This is a genomic window from Sulfitobacter marinus (genome assembly GCF_900116285.1).
In the GTDB taxonomy this organism is placed as follows: Bacteria; Pseudomonadota; Alphaproteobacteria; order Rhodobacterales; family Rhodobacteraceae; genus Sulfitobacter; species Sulfitobacter marinus.
Genome location: NZ_FPAJ01000004.1, coordinates 322,783 through 343,747, shown reverse-complemented (window position 1 = coordinate 343,747; position 20,965 = coordinate 322,783). Strand labels below are relative to the sequence as shown.

General features: G+C 58.2%; 15 protein-coding genes. 12 read left to right on the top strand and 3 right to left on the bottom strand.

Annotated elements, in window-relative coordinates:
• Positions 1-4 precede the first annotated feature (4 nt).
• The gene (gene dnaE / locus BM347_RS13150) at positions 5-3,538 is read right to left on the bottom strand and encodes a DNA polymerase III subunit alpha (protein WP_093916918.1); all 3,534 of its coding nucleotides are present in this window, start codon (positions 3,536-3,538) and stop codon (positions 5-7) included.
• 221 nt (positions 3,539-3,759) lie between these two features.
• Here dnaE and xdhA point away from each other — a divergent pair, with 221 nt between their 5' ends.
• From xdhA to BM347_RS13115, 7 genes are all read left to right on the top strand, one after another.
• Positions 3,760-5,166, top strand: coding sequence for a xanthine dehydrogenase small subunit (xdhA, locus tag BM347_RS13145; RefSeq protein WP_093916917.1), 1,407 nt, complete (start codon positions 3,760-3,762; stop codon positions 5,164-5,166).
• Positions 5,163-7,448: a xanthine dehydrogenase molybdopterin binding subunit gene (gene xdhB, locus BM347_RS13140; protein WP_093916916.1), complete on the top strand. Its 2,286-nt coding sequence runs from the start codon at positions 5,163-5,165 to the stop codon at positions 7,446-7,448. Before xdhA ends, xdhB begins: the two co-directional genes overlap by 4 nt.
• Complete coding sequence (gene xdhC, locus BM347_RS13135; protein ID WP_093916915.1) at positions 7,445-8,209, top strand: xanthine dehydrogenase accessory protein XdhC; 765 nt, start codon at positions 7,445-7,447, stop codon at positions 8,207-8,209. The genes xdhB and xdhC overlap by 4 nt, the downstream gene beginning before the upstream one ends.
• A complete protein-coding gene (locus tag BM347_RS13130; protein WP_093916914.1) occupies positions 8,206-9,726 on the top strand; it encodes an ABC transporter ATP-binding protein in 1,521 nt (506 codons plus the stop codon). Before xdhC ends, BM347_RS13130 begins: the two co-directional genes overlap by 4 nt.
• 72 nt (positions 9,727-9,798) lie before the next feature.
• A complete protein-coding gene (locus BM347_RS13125; protein WP_093916913.1) occupies positions 9,799-10,881 on the top strand; it encodes an ABC transporter permease in 1,083 nt (360 codons plus the stop codon).
• A complete protein-coding gene (locus BM347_RS13120; protein ID WP_093916912.1) occupies positions 10,881-11,801 on the top strand; it encodes an ABC transporter permease in 921 nt (306 codons plus the stop codon). The genes BM347_RS13125 and BM347_RS13120 overlap by 1 nt, the downstream gene beginning before the upstream one ends.
• Before the next feature lie 56 nt (positions 11,802-11,857).
• Positions 11,858-12,931: a BMP family ABC transporter substrate-binding protein gene (locus BM347_RS13115; RefSeq protein ID WP_093916911.1), complete on the top strand. Its 1,074-nt coding sequence runs from the start codon at positions 11,858-11,860 to the stop codon at positions 12,929-12,931.
• Between the two features lie 75 nt (positions 12,932-13,006).
• Here BM347_RS13115 and BM347_RS13110 read toward each other — a convergent pair whose 3' ends face one another.
• Complete coding sequence (locus tag BM347_RS13110) at positions 13,007-14,119, bottom strand: YeeE/YedE family protein (protein ID WP_342742187.1); 1,113 nt, start codon at positions 14,117-14,119, stop codon at positions 13,007-13,009.
• A 93-nt stretch (positions 14,120-14,212) separates the two neighbouring features.
• On the opposite strand from BM347_RS13110, the gene BM347_RS13105 reads away from it, so the two are divergent.
• Genes BM347_RS13105 through BM347_RS13085 form a run of 5 tightly spaced genes read left to right on the top strand, consistent with a single transcriptional unit; the run spans position 14,213 to position 18,320 of the window.
• On the top strand, positions 14,213-14,830 hold the full coding sequence (locus BM347_RS13105; protein WP_093916910.1) for a glutathione S-transferase family protein: 618 nt from the start codon (positions 14,213-14,215) through the stop codon (positions 14,828-14,830).
• Between the two features lie 43 nt (positions 14,831-14,873).
• Complete coding sequence (locus tag BM347_RS13100) at positions 14,874-15,812, top strand: aldo/keto reductase (protein ID WP_093916909.1); 939 nt, start codon at positions 14,874-14,876, stop codon at positions 15,810-15,812.
• Positions 15,809-16,888 (top strand): NAD(P)/FAD-dependent oxidoreductase, encoded by a 1,080-nt coding sequence (locus BM347_RS13095; protein ID WP_093916908.1) that lies wholly within the window; start codon positions 15,809-15,811, stop codon positions 16,886-16,888. Before BM347_RS13100 ends, BM347_RS13095 begins: the two co-directional genes overlap by 4 nt.
• Positions 16,885-17,535 (top strand): DUF938 domain-containing protein, encoded by a 651-nt coding sequence (locus tag BM347_RS13090; RefSeq protein WP_093916907.1) that lies wholly within the window; start codon positions 16,885-16,887, stop codon positions 17,533-17,535. Before BM347_RS13095 ends, BM347_RS13090 begins: the two co-directional genes overlap by 4 nt.
• Positions 17,532-18,320 (top strand): glycoside hydrolase family 25 protein, encoded by a 789-nt coding sequence (locus BM347_RS13085; RefSeq protein WP_175498570.1) that lies wholly within the window; start codon positions 17,532-17,534, stop codon positions 18,318-18,320. Before BM347_RS13090 ends, BM347_RS13085 begins: the two co-directional genes overlap by 4 nt.
• Before the next feature lie 18 nt (positions 18,321-18,338).
• Here BM347_RS13085 and BM347_RS13080 read toward each other — a convergent pair whose 3' ends face one another.
• A complete protein-coding gene (locus BM347_RS13080) occupies positions 18,339-20,834 on the bottom strand; it encodes a GcvT family protein (RefSeq protein ID WP_093917081.1) in 2,496 nt (831 codons plus the stop codon).
• Positions 20,835-20,965: the final 131 nt, after the last annotated feature.

Here is a 20,965-nt window from a genome sequence, read left to right as displayed (position 1 = left end):
CCCGTTAGATCTCCTCGACCTCCAAAACGCCGCTAAGCGACCGGATCGCGCCCTTGATCTTGGGCGTGACCGGATATTCCGCGCAAAGGTCCACTTCGACTTCGCCCGGAAGGCTTGGGTCCATCAGGCACAGCTGGATCGGGCCCTTCCCTGCCGATTTGGCTGCCGTTCGCGCGCCTGCCAAAACCTCGGCCACAGCCTGAATAGCAACGGCCTCATCCACAAAAATACGCAAACCCATGTTACCCGCATCCGCCACGACAGAGTCAATCGGCGCGACCGATCTGCCAAGCAATTTCAACTGGTCACTTTCCATGGTCGCCTCGACCATCACGACAACTTTCGATCCCGTCTCAAGGTGATCGCGCGCCAGTTCAAGCGTATCCGAAAACAGCGTTACCTCATAGGCACCAGTGGGGTCGGAAAGCTGCGCAAAGGCAAAGCGGTTACCACGGGCGGATTTACGTTCCTGCCGCCCCGCGACAATCCCGGCGAGCCGTGCGTTCATCGCGCCTTTGACCGATACTTTCTCGGTCAACTCATCCAAGGTCAGGAATGGTACCCCGCCGCTGCCGGCTTTGCGTTTCATCGGGCCCATATAGTCGTCCAACGGATGGCCGGACAGATAGAAACCCACTGCTTTAAATTCCTCGGTCAGGCGCTCTGCGGCCTCCCAATCATCGCAAGGCAGGATACGTGGTTCGGGCAAATCATCGCCCGCCTCGCCAAACAGCGACACCTGATTGCTCGCCTTTTGCTCGTGGATTGCGGCGGAGTAATTCACCAGCCCGTCCAGCGCGTTCCAGACACGACGGCGGTTGCTGTCAAGCTGGTCAAACGCGCCCGAGCGGGCCAGCATTTCCAGCGGCCGCTTGCCGACACGCTTCAGATCGACGCGCCGCGCCAAATCAAACAACGTGGCAAAAGGCTTATCCACGCCCTCAACTTTGCGGCCTTCGGTGATCAGCTTCATCGCCTCGACGCCGACGTTTTTCAATGCGCCAAGCGCATATACCAACGCACCATCGACCACCTTGAAGGTCGCGTCAGAGCGGTTCACGCAGGGCGGCACCCATGGCAATTCCAGCCGCTTGCGGACTTCTTCGAAATACACTGCCAGCTTGTCGGTCAGGTGGATATCGCAGTTCATCACGCCGGCCATAAACTCGACTGGATGGTTCGCCTTTAGCCAAGCCGTTTGATAGCTGACTACAGCATAGGCCGCCGCGTGGGACTTGTTGAAACCGTAGTTGGCGAATTTTTCCAAAAGGTCGAAAACTTCGGACGCTTTTTTCTTATCCACGCCATTGGCCATCGCACCCTTTTCGAATTTAGGGCGTTCCTTGGCCATTTCCTCGGCGATCTTTTTACCCATCGCACGGCGCAACAGGTCAGCGCCGCCAAGGCTGTAGCCCGCCATGACCTGCGCGATCTGCATAACCTGTTCTTGATAAACAATAATACCTTGGGTTTCTTCAAGGATATGGTCAATAGACGGATGCACAGATTCGCGTTCTTTGATCCCGTTTTTAACCTCGCAATAGGTCGGGATATTCTCCATAGGGCCGGGGCGATACAGCGCCACAAGGGCCACGATGTCCTCGATGCAGGTCGGCTTCATCCGTTTCAGGGCATCCATCATGCCGCTGGATTCCACCTGAAACACCGCCACGGTCTTGGCGCTGGCATAGAGCTTATATGATGCCTCGTCATCCAATGGGACGGTGGCAATATCGTCGATCAATCCCTCTGGTGGCTCGAACAATTCGGTCCCGTCGGCGGCAATATGCAAATGACGGCCCGAGGCCTTGATCTGGTCCACAGCGTTCTGAATGACGGTCAGGGTTTTCAGGCCCAAAAAGTCGAACTTGACCAGCCCGGCCTGTTCCACCCATTTCATGTTGAACTGGGTCGCTGGCATATCGGATCGTGGATCCTGATACAGCGGCACCAGCGCATCAAGCGGCCTATCGCCGATCACAACACCCGCCGCGTGGGTCGATGCGTTGCGCAACAGCCCTTCGACCTGCTGACCGTAATCCAGCAATCGCGCGACGACCTCTTCGTTACGTGCCTCATCGCGCAGCCGTGGCTCATCCGCCAAGGCTTTTTCGATGCTCACCGGCTTTACGCCTTCGACGGGGATCATTTTGGACAGGCGATCCACCTGGCCATAAGGCATCTGCAAAACGCGCCCGATGTCCCGCACAGCCGCCTTGGACAGCAAGGCACCAAAGGTGATAATCTGCCCCACCTTGTCGCGCCCGTATTTACGCTGCACGTACTGGATCACCTCTTCGCGGCGATCCATGCAAAAGTCGATGTCAAAGTCGGGCATCGACACACGTTCAGGGTTCAAGAACCGTTCAAACAGCAATTGATAACGCAGCGGATCAAGGTCGGTAATGGTCAGCGCATAGGCCACCAGTGACCCCGCACCCGACCCGCGCCCCGGCCCCACCGGAATATTCTGATCCTTAGCCCATTTGATAAAATCCGCAACGATCAAGAAGTAGCCGGGGAAACCCATGCCCTCGATAATGCCCAGCTCAAAGTCCAACCGCTTTTCATATTCCTCAACGCTGGCCGCATGAGGAATAACTTTCAGCCGTTCCTTCAAACCATCATGAGCCTGACGCTTCAGTTCTTCGATTTCGTCATCGGCAAATTTGGGCAAAATCGGATCGCGGCGATAGGCCATAAAGGCGCAGCGCTTTGCGATCTCAACGGTGTTCTCGATCGCCTCTGGCAAGTCGGCAAACAGCGTCACCATCTCGGATTGTGATTTGAAATAATGCTGGGCCGTCAGGCGGCGGCGGTCTTGCTGCTGGTCGACATAAGCCCCGTCCGCAATACAGATCAGCGCATCATGCGCCTCGTACATCGTCGCCTTTGGAAAATACACGTCATTGGTGGCGACCAAAGGGATACCCATATCATAGGCCATCTCGACAAAGCCGCGCTCGGTCAACCGCTCTGCCTCGGGCTGTCCGTTCTCATCGGGATGCCGCTGCAGCTCAACATAAAGCCTATCGCCGAACGCCCCATGCAAGCGTTTCATCAACGCCTCGGCTGCGGGCCGCTGTGCCCCTTGCAGCAACTGCCCGACAGGGCCGCCAGCGCCCCCGGTCAGGCAGATGGCCCCCGCACTATATTGCTCAAGCTCGTCTAATGTCACTTCAGGCACTGCACCGCCCTTGTCGATATAAAGACAAGAGTTCAACTTCATCAGGTTTTCATACCCGGCCTCTGACTGCGCCAGCAGCACAACAGGGGCAGGATCGCGCGCTTTCTCGCCCGGTTGGGCTGCCACATAGGCCAGATCAACCTGACAGCCGATGATCGGCTGAATACCGGCACCAGACATCGCCACAGAAAATTCGAGCGCCGCAAACATGTTGTTGGTGTCGGTCAACGCCATGGCAGGCATGTCAGCCGACTTGCATAAATCAGGCAGCTTTTTCAGCCGCAACGCCCCTTCCAACAACGAATATTCGGAATGGGTGCGTAGGTGAATGAATCGGGGTGTGTTTGCCATTTCCCAAGCTTAAGCGACCAACCCCCAAGCCGCCATACCCGCTGTCACGTCATGCCCATAATTTCGGCATGCCCCGGTCAAAAGCCGGCCGGAAACCGGAAAACCCTTGCCAATGCCCAGCCCCAGCGCATAGCTTCGATCAGCATTTGCCCGCGCCGCGTTCTACGTCGCATCGAACCCCGCGCATATCTTGGGCTCCGGTACCGCGGCGGAACGAACCTATGGACATCACTTTTCTCCTCAACGGGGAAGTCGTGTCGCTGACCGGCATTTCTCCGACAACAACCCTGCTTGACTGGCTGCGCGAAACCAAACATCTGACCGGCACCAAAGAAGGGTGCAACGAAGGCGATTGCGGTGCCTGCAGCGTAATGATCCGCGACGATGCTGGTCACCGCGCTCTGAACGGATGCATCCTGTTCCTGCCTCAGATCAACGGCAAGTCCGTTACCACCGTCGAAGGCCTCAGCGCGCCCGACGGCACGCTGCATCCCGTCCAGCAAACGATGATCGACCACCACGGCAGCCAATGCGGATTTTGCACCCCTGGCTTTGCTGTCACGATGGCCACCGCCCACCTGAACGGGGCCACTGACCACGACACGCAACTGGCTGGCAATCTCTGCCGTTGCACCGGCTACGCCCCGATCATCCGCGCAGCAGAAGCTGCCGAAAACCACCCCGTGCCCCGACACCTCAAAACCCTTCAACTTCCAAATGGACAAAAATCCTCGGGGGGGCCGGCGCAGCCGGATGGGGGCAGACAGCCCCCTCAACATATCCAACCCACCACAACGGATGAACTGGCCCGCTGGTACGCCGCCCACCCCGATGCGACACTGATCGCGGGGGCCACTGATGTTGGCCTTTGGGTCACCAAACAATTTCGCGATCTGGGAGCCACAGCATTTCTGAACCAGCTCACCGATCTGCGCGGTATCACTGACGCGGGCGATCACTGGCACATCGGGGCGATGACCACAGTCACGGAAATTGAATCCCACTTCGCCCCGCATCATCCCAGCCTCGCCACAATGCTGCGTCGATATGGGTCAACCCAAGTGCGTAACGCTGCGACCATCGGCGGCAATATCGCAAACGGGTCCCCCATTGGGGACGGCCCGCCCGCCTTGATCGCAATGGGGGCTACCTTGCATCTGCGCCAAGGCAACAGCCGCCGCAGCCTCCCGCTCGAAGAATTCTTTATCGACTACGGCAAGCAAGACCGCGCACCTGGCGAATTTGTCGAGGCGATCACGATCCCCAAGCAAGCCGACACGCTGCGTTGCTACAAGCTTAGTAAACGCTTTGATCAGGATATCTCGGCCGTGTGTGGCTGCATTAATCTAACCCGCGAGGATGACAACATCACAGATGCACGTATCGCCTTTGGCGGTATGGCAGGCACCCCGAAACGGGCGGCCCAGACCGAAGCGGCGCTGGTAAACCAGCCTTTCACCGAAAGGACCTTCCGAACAGCGATGCAAAAAATCGCGGAAGATTTCCAGCCGCTCTCGGACATGCGCGCCTCTGCCAGCTATCGTTTGCAAACCGCACAAAATATGGTGCTGCGCTATTTCTTTGACATACAAGGCGTCGACACAGACGTGCAGGCGGTGTCCGCATGAGCGTCGCCAAGCCCCTGCCCCATGATGCGGCGAAACTCCATGTGACGGGTGCGGCGCGTTACGTGGATGACATCCCAACGCCCGCAAATACGCTCCACATTGCCTTTGGTGTCAGCAAACCCGCCGCTGGCCGTTTGATGTCGATGGATCTAAGCGCCGTGCGCACCGCACCGGGTGTAGTTGCGGTGTATACGGCGGATGATCTGGCTTTTGCCAACGATGTGTCCCCGTCGAACCATGATGAACCTTTGCTAGCTACGGATGCCGTGCATTATGCGGGTCAGCCCTTGTTCATGGTGGTTGCCACCAGCCATCTGGCCGCCCGCCATGCAGCCCGCCTCGGGCAGATCGAGATTGAGAAAACCGATCCCATCTTGACCATCGAACAGGCGCTCAACGCAGACAGCAGGTTCGAGGACGGCCCGCGCATTTACCAAAAAGGCGATGCCGCCGCAGCCTTGCAACAAGCGCATCAAACCCTTTCGGGGTCTATCAACATCGGCGGGCAAGAGCATTTCTACCTCGAAGGGCAAGCCGCCCTTGCCCTGCCCCAAGACAATGGCGACATGGTCGTCCATTCCTCGACCCAGCACCCGACCGAAATCCAACACAAAGTCGCCGAAGCCCTTGGCGTGCACATGCATGCGATCCGCGTAGAGACACGGCGCATGGGCGGCGGGTTTGGCGGCAAGGAAAGTCAGGGCAACGCGCTGGCCATCGCCTGTGCGGTTGCGGCCTCCAAAACCGGGCAGCCCTGCAAAATGCGCTATGACCGCGACGACGATATGATCATCACCGGCAAACGCCACGATTTCCGGATTGATTATACCGTCGGTTTCGATGCCAAGGGCAAGATCACCGCGCTGGATTTCACCCATTTCACCCGCTGCGGCTGGGGCATGGATTTATCGCTGCCGGTGGCGGACCGCGCGATGCTGCATGCGGATAACGCCTATCATCTGGATCACATTCGCATCACCTCGCACCGTTTACGCACCAACACGCAAAGCGCGACTGCCTTTCGGGGTTTCGGCGGCCCACAAGGGATCGTTGGTATTGAACGCGTGATGGATCACATCGCCCATCATCTGGATGCCGACCCGCTGGCAGTGCGGCGCGCAAATTATTATGCTGACGCGCCAAGCGATCAGGTACAAACCACGCCCTACCACCAGCCTGTAAAAGACGGGATCATCAACGCCCTGACCGACCGGCTCGTCGCCTCGTCCGATTACGCCGCGCGCCGTGCGGCAATTGAGGCGTGGAATGCCAGCCAGCCCATTTTGAAACGTGGCATCGCGCTGACGCCGGTGAAATTCGGCATCTCGTTTACCCTGACCCATCTCAATCAGGCTGGCGCATTGGTGCATGTCTATAACGACGGCTCGATCCACCTGAACCATGGCGGCACCGAAATGGGCCAAGGATTGTTTCAAAAAATCGCCCAAGTCGCAGCCTGCCGCTTTGGCGTCAATGTCAGCGCGGTCAAGATCACGGCGACGGATACTGGCAAGGTGCCCAACACCTCTGCCACTGCTGCGTCCTCCGGCACTGATCTGAACGGGATGGCTGTACAAGCCGCGTGCGATACGATCCGCGACCGGATCACGGCGCATCTGGCACAAGTGCACGGCGTAGCACCTGAAGCGGTTACATTTGCGGGTGGCATGGTGACGGTGGGTAGCGAAAAAATCACCTTTGCCGAGGCCGTCATGTCAGCCTATCTCGCGCGTGTCTCGCTCTCCTCAACCGGGTTTTACAAAACGCCAGACATCGAATGGGATCGCATCACGGGGCGCGGCAGCCCGTTCTTTTACTTTGCCTATGGGGCCGCCGTGACCGAGGTGGTGATTGACACGTTGACCGGTGAAAACCGCATCTTACGGGCGGATATCTTGCATGACGCAGGCGCATCCCTGAACCCCGCGCTTGATATCGGTCAGATCGAAGGCGGGTACGTCCAAGGGGCGGGCTGGCTGACCACCGAAGAACTGGTGTGGGATGATCAGGGCGCTCTTAAGACGCACGCACCGTCGACCTATAAAATACCCGCCATTTCGGACCGGCCCGACATCTTTAACGTCGCACTTTGGGATCAGCCGAACCCGGCGCAGACGGTTTACCGGTCCAAAGCCGTCGGCGAGCCGCCCCTGATGCTGGGCATATCGGCGTTTATGGCGCTCTCGGATGCGGTGCGTGCTTGCGGGGCGACCTACGCGGATTTGCAAGCACCGGCGACCGCTGAAGCAGTGCTGGATGCGAGCCTCAAGGCCCGCGCATGAGTGACGCAATATACATTGAGATCACCGCGACGCGCGGCTCGACCCCGCGCGATGCGGGCACCGCGATGAAAGTGACAGCGAACGACATCGCAGGCACCATCGGCGGCGGGGCTTTGGAACATCAAGCCACTTTAACGGCCCGTGAAATGCTTGCTCAGGGATGCAAGGCGAAAACGCTCAAGGTCCCTTTGGGCCCGAACCTTGGGCAATGCTGCGGCGGGTCTGTCACGTTGAATTTCACCGACCGCCAACGCCAGACCGATCCGATCATGATGCCGCCCAAGTTGAATATTTCAGACCACGCGCCGCTTGATCTGTGGCTGTGGGGGGCGGGCCATGTCGGACGTGCGGTTGTGCGCAACAGTCCGAAAGGCGCGTTTAATATCACGTGGGTCGATACCGGTTTTGACCGCTTTCCCGCTGATATTTCCCCTGACATAACCGTGCTTCCCGCCGCCGATATGCCGCGCGTGGTGCAACATTCCCCGCGCTCTGCCCATCACCTGATTTTCACCTATTCCCATGACATCGATCTGGCGCTGTGCGCGGCGTTATTGGATCGCTCCGCCGCCAGCATAGGCCTTATCGGTTCAGACACCAAATGGGCACGTTTTCGCAAAAGGCTGCGTGCGGCCGGCCTTGATCCTACGCCCATCATCTGCCCCATCGGTGATAAATCCCTTGGCAAAACCCCCGACGCTATTGCACATGGGTGCGTGAGCAGGCTTGTTGACCAAGTGAAAACCAAGGAACTTCTATGACGACTCCCCCCCTTCTTACGCTGTCTGGGCTGACCAAGGCCTATCCGGGCGTCGTGGCCAACGACGATGTGTCGCTAACAATCACCCCCGGCGAAGTTCACGCGCTGTTGGGGGAAAACGGGGCAGGAAAATCTACGCTGGTCAAAATGATCTATGGTCTGGTCAAGCCGGACAGCGGCACGATGCAGATGCATGGTGCCGCTTTCCATCCCAATGAACCTCGCGCGGCAAGGGCCGCTGGTGTGGGGATGGTGTTCCAACATTTTTCGCTTTTTGATGCGCTTAGTGTTGCGGAAAACATCGCACTGGGGATGGAAGACGCGCCCAAACTGGGAACCCTGAGCAAGCAAATTCGCGACGTGTCCGAAGCCTATGGCCTACCGTTGTCCCCCGACCGTATTGTCGGTGATCTTTCTGCAGGTGAACGCCAGCGGGTGGAGATTATCCGCTGCCTTTTGCAAGACCCCAAGCTGTTGGTCATGGATGAACCCACATCGGTTCTGACCCCGCAAGAGGTCGAAATCCTGTTCAAGACCCTGCGCAAGCTTAGCGCCGAGGGGACCGCGATTTTATATATCTCGCACAAGCTCGAAGAGATCCGCAGCCTGTGTGACAGCGCCACGATTTTACGACTGGGCAAGGTCGTCGGCCATTGCACACCGTCAGAGACATCCGCCCGCGACATGGCAGAGATGATGGTGGGCAGTATGCTGAAAACGCCGCTACGGACGGGCAAGACACAGGGGGATGTGTTGCTGGATTTGCAGGGCTTGAATGCAAAATCGCCATCGGCCTTTGGGATGCCACTGCGCGACATATCGGTTCAGGTGCGCGCTGGCGAAGTATTAGGCATTGGCGGGGTCGCGGGCAACGGCCAAGACGAATTGCTGGCCGCGCTGTCGGGCGAAAACCTGTCTGATCCCGGTATGATCCTTTTCAAGGGCAGCGATATTGGACAGCTTGGCCCCATCGCGCGGCGCAGTCTTGGCGTTCTGGCCGCCCCCGAAGAACGGTTGGGCCATGCCGCCGCGCCCGATATGACGCTGACCGAAAATGCGATGCTCACCGGTGCCGTGCGCGAGAAGCTAGAGCGCCGCGGTATGCTGAACTGGCCCGCCGCAACACGTTTTGCCGAGCGGATCATTCGAAAATTCGACGTGCGCACCCCCGGTCCCGGCAACGCTGCGCGTTCGCTATCTGGCGGCAACCTGCAAAAATTCGTTATCGGTCGCGAGGTAATGCAACGCCCCGAGGTGTTGGTCGTAAACCAGCCCACATGGGGCGTTGACGCCTCAGCCGCCGCATCGATCCGGCAGGCTTTGCTGGATTTGGCTGACAATGGTGCCGCTGTTATCGTGATCAGTCAGGATCTGGACGAGTTGATGGAAATCTCTGACCGGTTTGCCGCGCTGAATGAGGGTCGGTTGTCAGAACCGCGCCCCGCGCAGGGCCTAAGCGTCGACGAGATCGGGCTGATGATGGGCGGTGCCCATGGGATGGAGGTCGCGCATGTTTAATTTGGTGCAGATGGGGGTTTCACACCCCCATACCCCTGTGGGATATTTAAGAGCCAGAGAAGGGGCAGTCCAGTGATCAGATTGGAAAAGCGACCCCAGGCAAGCCAGACGTTTTCATGGGCAGCGCCGGTTTTGGCGGTGTTGGCAACCATGGTGTTTGGCGGGCTTTTATTTGCCGCTTTGGGCAAGGACCCGTTGGCGTCGATTGAAACGATTTTCTGGCAGCCGCTGTTCGGCGATTTTGCCTTTTACTACCGCCCGCAATTGTTGATCAAAGGGGCACCTTTGGTTTTGATCGCCATCGGTTTGTCCCTAGGGTTCAAGGCAGGCATCTGGAATATTGGCGCAGAGGGCCAGTACATCATGGGGGCAATCTTTGGTGCCGCTACGGGATTGGCATTCTATCCGACCGAGAGTTTCCTGATCTTTCCGCTGATGATTTTGGCAGGTGCATTGGGTGGTTGGATCTGGGCCATGATCCCCGCGCTGTTAAAGGTCAAATTCGGCACCAACGAGATTTTGGTATCGCTGATGTTGGTCTATGTGGCCGAACAATTTCTAGCTTCTATGGCGCTTGGGCTTTTGAAGAACCCCGAAGGCTTCGGGTTTCCCGGCAGTCGCAATTTACAGCAGTATGGCTCGGCTCATAATGCTGAGTTGATCACGGGGTCAGGGATGCATTGGGGTGTCGTCGCAGCGCTAATTGCTGTAATCTTTGCCTATATGCTGCTGGCGCGGCACCGGCTTGGCTTTGCCATTCGTGTCACCGGAGAGGCACCGCGTGCCGCCAAATTTTCTGGCGTAAATCCGACGCGTCTGGTTTTGTTTTGTATGGGCATGTCCGGTCTGCTTGCGGGCCTTGCCGGTATGTTCGAGGTCGCAGGCCCCTCGGGGCAGATCACCATTGATTTCAACGTGGGCTACGGGTTCACCGCCATCATCGTTGCCTTTCTGGGCCGGTTGCACCCTATCGGCATTCTGTTGGCCGGTGGTTTGATGGCCCTGACCTATATCGGGGGCGACATCGCGCAAAGCCAGTTGGGTTTGCCCGCCGCCGCTATTCAGGTGTTTCAGGGCATGCTGCTGTTTTTCCTGCTCGCCTTTGATCTTTTCACCAATTACCGGCTGCGCCTTGGCCGGGCGGAGGCCGCATAATGGATCTATCAGCCATCAATCCAGTCTTGTTCGTTGCAGGCTTTCTGATTGCCGCAACGCCGCTGATCTTTGCCGCTTTGGGGGAACTGGTCGTTGAGAAATCAGGCGTCTTGAACCTTGGCGTCGAGGGCATGATGATCATGGGGGCCATTTGCGGTTTTGCCACCGCCGTGGAAACCGGGTCGCCCCTGCTGGGATTTGCTGCGGCGGCCTTGGGCGGTGCCCTGCTAAGCCTGTTGTTTGCGTTTTTGACCCAGATCACCCTGGCCAATCAGGTGGCATCGGGGCTGGCGCTGACGCTGTTCGGGCTGGGGTTTTCCGCACTGCTGGGCCAAAGCTATGTCGGGATCAAACCACCACGTCTAGCTGAAGTGAACTTTGGCCCCTTGCATGACATCCCGGTTATCGGACCGATTTTATTCTCGCATGATATTATTCTGTATCTTGGGTTCGCTTTGGTCGTCGCCGTATGGGCGATGTTGAAATTCACACGCGCCGGATTGATCCTGCGTGCCGTCGGCGAAAGCCATGATGCGGCACATGCGCTTGGCTATAAGGTTGTGCGCATCAGAACCTTGGCGATCATGTTCGGCGGGGCCTGCGCGGGGTTGGGCGGGGCCTATATCAGCCTGATCCGCGTCCCCCAATGGACCGAAGGCATGACCGCCGGTGTGGGCTGGATTGCGCTGGCCTTAGTCGTGTTTGCCAGCTGGAAACCATGGCGTCTGCTGCTGGGTGCCTATTTATTTGGCGGAATCACCCAGTTGCAGTTAAATCTGCAAGGTGCAGGCGTTGCCATTCCGGTCGAGTATCTGGCAATGTCGCCCTATATCATCACCATCCTTGTGCTGGTGGTTCTTTCCGCGGATAAAAGCAGTGCTCCGGCATCGCTTGGCCGCACTTTCCATGCCTCGTCATAACGGGGTCACACTTCAAAATGCCCTATAAAAGGGCAGAATACTCAGGGGAATATGTTATGAAACTATCAACACTCCTCGCCAGCGCTGCGCTGGCGATCGGTCTTGCCGGCGGTGCTTATGCCGATGACAAGACCAAAGTCGGCTTTGTCTACGTCGGCCCAGTGGGCGACGGCGGCTGGACATACGAGCACGACCAAGGCCGTTTGGCCGTTGAAGCCGAATTTGGCGATAAGGTCGAAACCGTATATGTTGAAAACGTCGCAGAAGGTCCCGATTCCGAGCGTGTGATGACGCAGATGGCGCTGGACGGTGCTGATCTGATTTTCACCACGTCTTTTGGTTATATGGACCCAACAATCAATGTTGCGGCCAAATTTCCAAACGTGAAATTTGAACACGCAACCGGTTACAAGCGCGCCGATAACGTTTCTACATACTCCGCACGTTTTTACGAAGGTCGCGCCATTCAGGGCCACATCGCGGGCAAGATGACCAAGTCGAACATCGTCGGCTATATCGGGTCCTTCCCGATCCCCGAAGTTATTCGCGGCATCAACTCGGCCTTTATCCACGCCAAAAAGGTTAACCCCGACGTCGAATTCAAGATCATTTGGGCCTACACATGGTTCGACCCCGCAAAAGAAGCGGATGCGGCAAACGTACTGATCGAACAAGGCGCAGATGTTGTGTTGCAACACACCGATTCCACAGCACCTCAGGCGGCGGCCCAAGAAGCAGGCAACGTGATCACCTTTGGTCAGGCGTCGGACATGGGGCAATATGCACCTATGCCCCGTGTCTCTTCGATCATCGATGACTGGGCACCTTACTATGTCGCACGCACCAAGGCCGTAATGGATGGTACATGGGCGTCGACCGACACATGGGACGGCATCGGCGCTGGCATGGTTGGCATCGGCGAAATCACAGATGCAGTACCTGCAGATGTGAAAGCCGAAGCATTGGCACTGAAAGCATCCATTGCCGACGGTTCCTACCACCCGTTCACCGGCCCGCTGAAAAAGCAGGACGGCTCTGACTTTTTGGCCGAGGGCGAAACAGCTGATGACGGCACACTTGCTGGGATGAACTTCTACGTTGAGGGCATCACAGGCGACATCCCGAACTAATCGGACCCGCTTTTGAAGTTTTAAAAGGCCCTGCTTATGCGGGGCCTTTTTTTATGCCAGCGCTGTTTGGTGTAACTATCGTCGGGCTCTGTAGTCGATTAACCGGTCTGCTGCCATTCCTGCCAACCACATGGATAGCAAAGCCACCCATGCGGTCAGGGCAAAGGTCGACCCGCCGGTCACGCCTGCCCCGATGGTACAACCGCCCGCTGTCATCGCACCAAAGCCCATCATCGCGGCCCCTGTCAGATAGCGCTGCATCGACCGTGCGCCATCCCATCCCTGCCAGAACAACCGCCGCGCCATAAGTGCCGACATAAACGCCCCCACGGCCACGCCAGGAATAAGGCCCACATCGAATTCCAGCACGGAATTGGCAGATAGCAGATACATCAGCGTATCCGCAGACGGTCCGGAAAAGGTCAAACTGCCTACCGGCACTGGATCAAAACTAATCTGCGAAAGCGTATACGTAAGATACCAGCCCACGGCGACCGAAAACCCGACACCGCAGCCGAACAAAAGCACGATCCAAGACACCCGATTATGAAATGCAATGCCAAGCGCCAAAGCCGCAAAGCCGATACCTATCGCAATGCCGCTGGCGGTCGGAAGGTGCAATGCCCACAGGATGTTCGGATTTGGCCCGTGGGTGATCCATCCGCCCGATATCCATTCGCGCAAGGGGGACAATGCGCCTTCCAGGCTCATCTGTGCAACGACGGCAAAGACAAGGCCGGACAGGATCGCGCGCAGGTTTCCCGTTGCCCCCAGAACCAGCAACCGCCCGGGACATCCGCGCGCAAGGATCATCCCGACGCCAAAGATCACGCCACCGATCACAGCACCTGAAATCGTGCCGGGGGACGCAAGCCAACGGCTGGTGCCCAGATCAATGACACCGGTGGCGTGCATCACCTGCGTCCACAGCAGCCCGGTTGAAAAGGTCAAAAGCCATACCGCCATGCGCGGCCCCAAAGTTACGCGCGCGACTTCGACCGCGGCGGCGCGCAGACAGAACCGGCTTTGTTCGGCGGATATGCCAAAGATGATACCGGTCACAACGCCAGCCAAGGCAGAAACCCCGGGCTCGCCCAACACTTCGATGACTGATGTCAGATCCATAAACACATCCCATTTTCCGCATATATCGCGGATTGATGCATCGCAGACATTGATCTGTGTCATGGTTGGCTGCAAATGTCTGGCTCTGCGGTGATCTCGGGACAAGCTGCGCATCATTGCACTACCCATTGCGCAGTAAAACGCTATCGTCGGGCCATGATAAAAATCCACCACCTTAATCGGTCCCGCTCTCACCGTATTTTGTGGCTGCTCGAGGAAATCGAACAGCCTTATACGATCGTTCCCTACAAACGTGACGCTGTCACAAACCTTGCCCCACCCGAGCTGAAACTGGTGCACCCTTTGGGCAAATCGCCGATGCTGGAAATCGACGAAGTGTTGGTCGCCGAAAGCGCGGCAATCACCGAAACGCTATGTGCGCGCTTTGCGCCGCAAATGATCCCCGACCAAGATACCCCCGCCTATCTGCAGCACCTCGAAATGATGCATTTCGCCGAAGGCTCCGCAATGACGCCGATCTTGTTGAACCTTTACGTCAGCCGCTTGGGCGATGCCGGTGCGCCGCTACACCCCCGCATCAAGGACGAACTGCACAGTCACTTTAGCTATATGAACAGCCTTGTGCGCCCGTCCGGCCATTTTGTCCAAGACAGCCTGTCAGCAGCGGATATCATGCTCAGCTTTCCCGCCGAGATCGCGATGCGCGACGGTGACGGGGCAGCGCGCTATCCGGCACTGGCCGGTTTCGTCGACATGATCCACGCCCGCCCGGCCTATCAACGCGCCACTGAAAAGGGGGCGATGAACGACTAAGATCGCCGTTGCGAAGGCGGGCGTGCCGTGGCACGGTTTGCGGATGAAACAGACCCTGACCAGCCCCAACGGCACCCCCGCCAGCCGCCTTGCTTTTGGCACCATGCAATTTGGCGGGCGCGCCGATGCCGATGCATCGCGCGCCATGTTCGACGCCTGCCTTGATGCGGGTATCACCCATTTCGACACGGCCCATGTCTATACCGGCGGGGCCTCGGAAACGCTGCTTGGCAGTTTTCTAGGGGATCGCCGCGATGACCTGATCATCGCAACCAAAGCCGCCTATGATGGCGGGTCTGGTCGGGCTAATCTGCTGCAATCCTGCGAGATGTCGCGCAGCCGGATGAAGCTGGACACTCTTGATGTGCTGTACCTGCATCGCTTTGACCCCGACACCGACATGCACGAGACCTTTCAAACCATGGCCGAGCTGAAAACAGCAGGCCACATTCGCAAAATTGGTCTGTCAAACTTTGCCGCGTGGCAGGTCGTCAAGGCCGCCGGTATCGCCGCGAAATTCGATCTGGATATCGCGGTGATCCAACCGATGTATAATCTGGTGAAACGTCAGGCCGAGGTCGAGATTCTGCCAATGGCAGATGATCTGGGCATTCTTGTTGCGCCCTATTCCCCGCTTGGGGGCGGCTTGCTGACCGGAAAATACGCCAAGGGCGAAGCGGGCCGTCTGACCCAAGACGACCGCTATGCCGCGCGCTATGCACCAGATGTGATGCACCAAGCGGCAGTGGGCCTGTCCGATCTGGCCGCAGACATGGGCATGCATCCCGCGACATTGGCCGTTGCATGGGTCGCGGCGCATCCCACGGGGCCATCGCCGATCATTTCGGCCCGGTCGGCGGAACAATTGGCACCATCGCTTGCGGCTATCACCTATGACATGCCCGCCGATGTTTATGCCAAGGTCACGGCCCTTTCCCCCACACCGCCCCCGGCCACGGATCGGATCGAAGAACAGTCATGACAAAGATCATTGTCATCGGTGGCGGCATTGCGGGTATTTCTGCCGCTGCCCGCCTGTCAGACGACGCCGATGTAACTCTGATCGAAGGGGAAAAGGCGCTTGGCTATCACGCCTCGGGGCGCTCTGCAGCGTTGATTGAACAGAATTATGGCGCGCCGTCTGTCCAAGCGCTGAACCGTGCAAGTGTCGACTATCTAAGCGACGCCAACGGCGGATATCTGACGCAGCGCGGCTTGATGATCATCGCTGACACGCACGAGGAAGCCGCCTTAAACGACGATTTGATCACGATGGGATTGGAGCGGATCACCCCGTCCGACGCGCTAAAGATGGTGCCGGTCCTTGATCCTAATAAGGTGGCTTTTGCAGGCTACCACGCCGATGCGCACGACATTGATACGGATCGGCTAATGCAGGATTTCGCCAAAACCCTGCGCAGCAACGGCGGCAGCATTCTGACGAACCAGCCAGTGACCGGCATCACCCGCACGCCGCAAGGTTGGACGGTTATAGCGGGGGGCGATACATTGCGCGCCGACAAAATCGTCAACGCCGCCGGCGCTTGGGCCGATCAGATCGCGATGATGGCGGGCATACGGCCTGTCGGGATCACCCCCTGTCGCCGGTCCATGGCGCGGATCGCTGCCCCCGGTGGGCATGATCCCGCGCGCTGGCCGATGTTCTTTGGCGTGAACGAAACCTGGTACGCAAAACCTGATGCGGGCGCTCTGATCATTTCGCCTGCCGACGAAGACTCTGTTGAACCGCATGACGCATGGGCCGACGACATGGTGCTGGCCGAGGGGTTGGAGCGGTATCAGAACATGGTCACGACCCCGCTGACAAAACCGATCTCGACATGGGCTGGCCTGCGCAGCTTTGCTCCTGACCGGACCCTTGTGCTGGGCCCCGATCCTGATCAACCCAATTTCATCTGGTGCGCCGGGCAAGGGGGCTATGGTTTCCAGACCAGCCCTGCCGCATCGCAGCTGGTGGCCGATCTGACCTTGGGCCGACTGTCACCTCTACCTGTTGAAATCGTCGATGCCTTGCGCCCCGACAGGCTGCGCCCATGACCCCGAAACTGCCGCCCAGCGCCAGTGTTGCACTGCCCGCAGGGGATGCAAAGCTGCATGCGCCTGCTGCGGATCGCAACCGTGCCGCGTTGGTTGAATTACTAGGCAACCATGCCCCGCGGCATGGGCAGGCCTTGGAAATTGCGAGCGGCACCGGTCAGCATATCAGCGCCTTTGCAACGGCTTTCCCAGACCTTCACTGGCAACCGACCGAACCTGACGCCGCACGCCGCGCCAGCATCGATGCCTATACCGCCCAGTCACTTGCGAAAAACGTCGCCCCCGCGGTTCCGCTTGATGCGACCCAAGCTGGCTGGCACGCGCAGTTCGCAGCACAAAACCTGATTTTTCTATCCAACCTTCTGCACCTCATTCCCACAGACGCCGCGCAGCGGCTGATCGTCGGGGCCGCACTTGCCACCGCACCCGGCGGCTGCTTCATCCTATACGGCCCGTTCCGGCGCACGGGTCAGCTAACCTCAGAAGGGGATGCAACATTCGATCGCGAGCTGCGCGAAGCCGATCCCAGCATTGGGTATAAAGACACAACGGATGTCACCACTTGGCTTAGTAACGCGGGGCTTAGCCCGATTAATCAGGTTGAAATGCCCGCCAACAACCTCGCCTTTATCGCGAGAAAGCCATGACCGTGTCGCCCCTACGCATCCTTGTTTTGCTCACTACCGTTGCGCTCGCCGCTTGTGCAGCGCCGCCAGTGTCAGTTCCACTTGGCATGGTAACGACAGCAAACTTCAGCGACCGCAAACCACATGATTGGGCACGGCGCACCCCGCAAAGCTATGCGGTACACGGCATCGACGTCGCGCGGTTCCAACGCCCGCTAGACTGGGGACAAGCACGCATAAATGGCGTAAATTTCGCATTCATCAAAGCGACCGAAGGGGGTGATCTGCTGGACCCAATGTTCGCGGATCACTGGCGGGGTGCAGGACGATCCGGCGTCGCGCGCGGGGCCTATCATTTCTATTATTTCTGTACCACGCCCCAAACACAGGCGCGGTGGTTCATCCAGAACGTGCCTAAAACTCCCGGAATGTTACCGCCGGTGCTGGATATGGAATGGAACCCGTTTTCCCCGACCTGCACCTTGCGCCCGCCAGCCAATATCGTGCGCCGGAACGCACAAATCTTCTTGCGTATTCTCAAGGCCCATTACGGCCAGCAGCCCATTGTCTATACCACCCCGGATTTCTACGAAAAGAACCAGATGGGCCGCTTGGGCGGAACAGAGTTCTGGCTGCGCTCAACCGCCGCCCACCCGTCTGAGAAATACCCCAACGAGCGTTGGACCTTTTGGCAGTACACCAGCACGGGCCGCGTGCCCGGTGCCTTGGGTGATCTGGACATCAACGTATATGCAGGCTCCCCGGCCAGCTGGGAAAATTGGCTAGCGCGCCGCCAAATCCGCTAATCATCCTGTGCTCGAGCGTTAACCGTCCATTCGAATGGTGGCGTTTTTCGGGTCATAGGGGCTGTCCTCGACCACCTCGGCATCCCACAGCTGATCAAACATTTTGACCTTCAGCTTGGTGCCAACCGCGGCTTGTTCCGGTTTGACATAACCCATGCCAATCGACTTGCCGAACGCCACCGAATACCCGCCCGAGGTCAAACGCCCCACACGCGTGTCACCATGGTACAAAACCTCGCGGCCCCACGGATCAGCATCGTCCGGCCCGTCGATCAACAAGGTCACGCATTGCGCGCGGATGCCGTGTTCCTGCATCGCATCCTTGCCGTAGAAGTCCTTGGACAGGTCCACAAACCGCGGCAGATCAGCCTCAAGTGGCGTTGCATCACGGCCCAGTTCAGTGCCAAACGCGCGATAGGACTTCTCCTGACGCAGCCAGTTTTGCGCCCGCGCGCCGACCAGCTTCATCCCGTGCTTTTCGCCCGCCTTTTCCAGCAGATCAAACAGATGGTTTTGCATTTCAATCGGGTGGTGCAGTTCCCAACCCAATTCACCGGTATAGGCCACGCGAATGGCGCGCACCGGCACCATACCCAATTCGATATTGCGCATGGTCAACCACGGGAAACGCTTGTTGGACAGTACGGTTTCCGGATCGGCGTCCTTGATCACCTCTTTCAACACATCGCGCGACTTCGGCCCGGCGATGGCGAAAACACCCCATTGCGTGGTCACATCATGGCATTCGATATAGCCGAATTCAGGTGCCTTATCCGCAATCGCCTTGCGCAGATAATCGCTATCATAAGCCGTCCACGCCCCCGCCGAAACGAGGTAGTATTCGTCTTCCGCCAACCGCACGATGGTATATTCCGTGCGTGTCGTGCCATGGCTGGTCAGCGCATAGGTCAGGTTGATCCGGCCAACCGACGGCAGTTTGTTGCAGGTAAACCAGTTCAGGAATTCAGTCGCCCCAGGCCCTTTGACCAGATGCTTGGTAAAAGCCGTTGCATCAATCAGGCCGACGCCCTGGCGGATTGCCTTGGCCTCCTCGACCGCATATTGCCACCAGCCCCCGCGCCGGAACGACCGGCTGTCGTGGTCATTAAACCCCATCGGCGCGAAATAGTTCGGACGTTCCCAGCCGTTCACATGGCCAAACTGCGCCCCCCGCGCAGCCTGACGGTCATAGGCTGGCGATGTGCGCAACGGGCGACACGCAGGGCGCTCTTCATCCGGATGGTGCAGGATATAGACATGCTCATACGCTTCTTCGTTCTTGCGCGCGGCATATTCCGTGGTCATCCAATCGCCATAGCGTTTGGGGTCAAGCGATGCAATGTCGATCTCGGCCTCGCCCTCGACCATCAGTTGCGCCAGATAATAGCCCGTACCACCCGCCGCTGTGATTCCGAATGAAAACCCTTCGGCCAGCCACATGTTACGCAAGCCCGGTGCGGGCCCAACCAGCGGGTTGCCGTCGGGCGTGTAACAAATCGGGCCGTTGAAATCATCCTTCAACCCGCAGCTTTCAGCCGACGGGATACGATGGTTCATCGCCATATACTGGTCTTCGATCCGGTCCAGATCCAGCTGGAACAAATCGGCGCGGAAACTGTCCGGCACGCCATATTCAAACCGCGCAGGCGCGTGTTTTTCGTATACCCCCAAAATCCAGCCACCGCGTTCCTCGCGGACATAAGATTGCGCATCGGCGTCGCGAATAACCGGGTGCTCCACATTGCCCTCACCCTTGCGGAACGCCACCAACTCGGGGTCCTGATCCATGACGATAAACTGATGCTCGACCGGAATGGCTGGCATCTTGATGCCCAGCATCTTGGCGGTGCGCTGCGCGTGATTACCCGACGCGGTCACCACATGTTCGGCGGTAATCACGATCTGCTCGTCTGACGGCACAAGATTACCGCCGCGCTCGACCATCTTGGTCACGGTCACTTCCCACGCCTCGCCGTTCCAGTGAAACGCATCCGCCTGCCATTTACGTTCAATCACAACGCCCCGCTGGCGCGCGCCCTTGGCCATCGCCATGGTCACATCAGCGGGGTTAATATAGCCATCCGTCTGGTGATAGATCGCACCCTTCAGATCCTCGGTGCGGATCAACGGCCATTTCGCCTTGATCTGATCAGGGGTCAGCCACTCATAAGGTACCCCACATGTCTCTGCAGTGGCCGCATAGAGCATATATTCATCCATGCGCTCATCCGTCTGCGCCATGCGGAGGTTGCCCACCACGGCAAAACCCGCATTCAACCCGGTCTCTTCCTCAAGCGTTTTATAAAACTTGATCGAATAATCATGAATATGCGTCGTGGCATAGGACATGTTGAAATAAGGCAACAGCCCCGCCGCATGCCAAGTCGATCCGCTGGTCAACTCGTCACGCTCCAGCAGCATGACATCATCCCATCCCGCGCGGGCCAGATGATACGCAATCGACGTGCCAACAGCACCGCCACCAACAACCAATGCTTTGACTTGAGTTTTCATGTATCCAATGCTCCGACGGAATGACGTTGCGCCGATAATTAACAGTCCCAGCGTAAAACGCACAGCCCAGCCGACCCATGACAGCCCAAATGCGACGCGGCCCAAAAAACCAGCCTGCAAACCCTTTCCAA

Excerpts from the sequence above, each read along its gene's own strand:
- dnaE (WP_093916918.1), bottom strand. The coding sequence starts at position 3,538 with ATGGCAAACACACCCCGATTCATTCACCTACGCACCCATTCCGAATAT.
- xdhA (WP_093916917.1), top strand. The coding sequence starts at position 3,760 with ATGGACATCACTTTTCTCCTCAACGGGGAAGTCGTGTCGCTGACCGGC.
- xdhB (WP_093916916.1), top strand. The coding sequence starts at position 5,163 with ATGAGCGTCGCCAAGCCCCTGCCCCATGATGCGGCGAAACTCCATGTG.
- xdhC (WP_093916915.1), top strand. The coding sequence starts at position 7,445 with ATGAGTGACGCAATATACATTGAGATCACCGCGACGCGCGGCTCGACC.
- BM347_RS13130 (WP_093916914.1), top strand. The coding sequence starts at position 8,206 with ATGACGACTCCCCCCCTTCTTACGCTGTCTGGGCTGACCAAGGCCTAT.
- BM347_RS13120 (WP_093916912.1), top strand. The coding sequence starts at position 10,881 with ATGGATCTATCAGCCATCAATCCAGTCTTGTTCGTTGCAGGCTTTCTG.
- BM347_RS13115 (WP_093916911.1), top strand. The coding sequence starts at position 11,858 with ATGAAACTATCAACACTCCTCGCCAGCGCTGCGCTGGCGATCGGTCTT.
- BM347_RS13110 (WP_342742187.1), bottom strand. The coding sequence starts at position 14,119 with ATGACACAGATCAATGTCTGCGATGCATCAATCCGCGATATATGCGGA.
- BM347_RS13105 (WP_093916910.1), top strand. The coding sequence starts at position 14,213 with ATGATAAAAATCCACCACCTTAATCGGTCCCGCTCTCACCGTATTTTG.
- BM347_RS13100 (WP_093916909.1), top strand. The coding sequence starts at position 14,874 with ATGAAACAGACCCTGACCAGCCCCAACGGCACCCCCGCCAGCCGCCTT.
- BM347_RS13095 (WP_093916908.1), top strand. The coding sequence starts at position 15,809 with ATGACAAAGATCATTGTCATCGGTGGCGGCATTGCGGGTATTTCTGCC.
- BM347_RS13090 (WP_093916907.1), top strand. The coding sequence starts at position 16,885 with ATGACCCCGAAACTGCCGCCCAGCGCCAGTGTTGCACTGCCCGCAGGG.
- BM347_RS13085 (WP_175498570.1), top strand. The coding sequence starts at position 17,532 with ATGACCGTGTCGCCCCTACGCATCCTTGTTTTGCTCACTACCGTTGCG.
- BM347_RS13080 (WP_093917081.1), bottom strand. The coding sequence starts at position 20,834 with ATGAAAACTCAAGTCAAAGCATTGGTTGTTGGTGGCGGTGCTGTTGGC.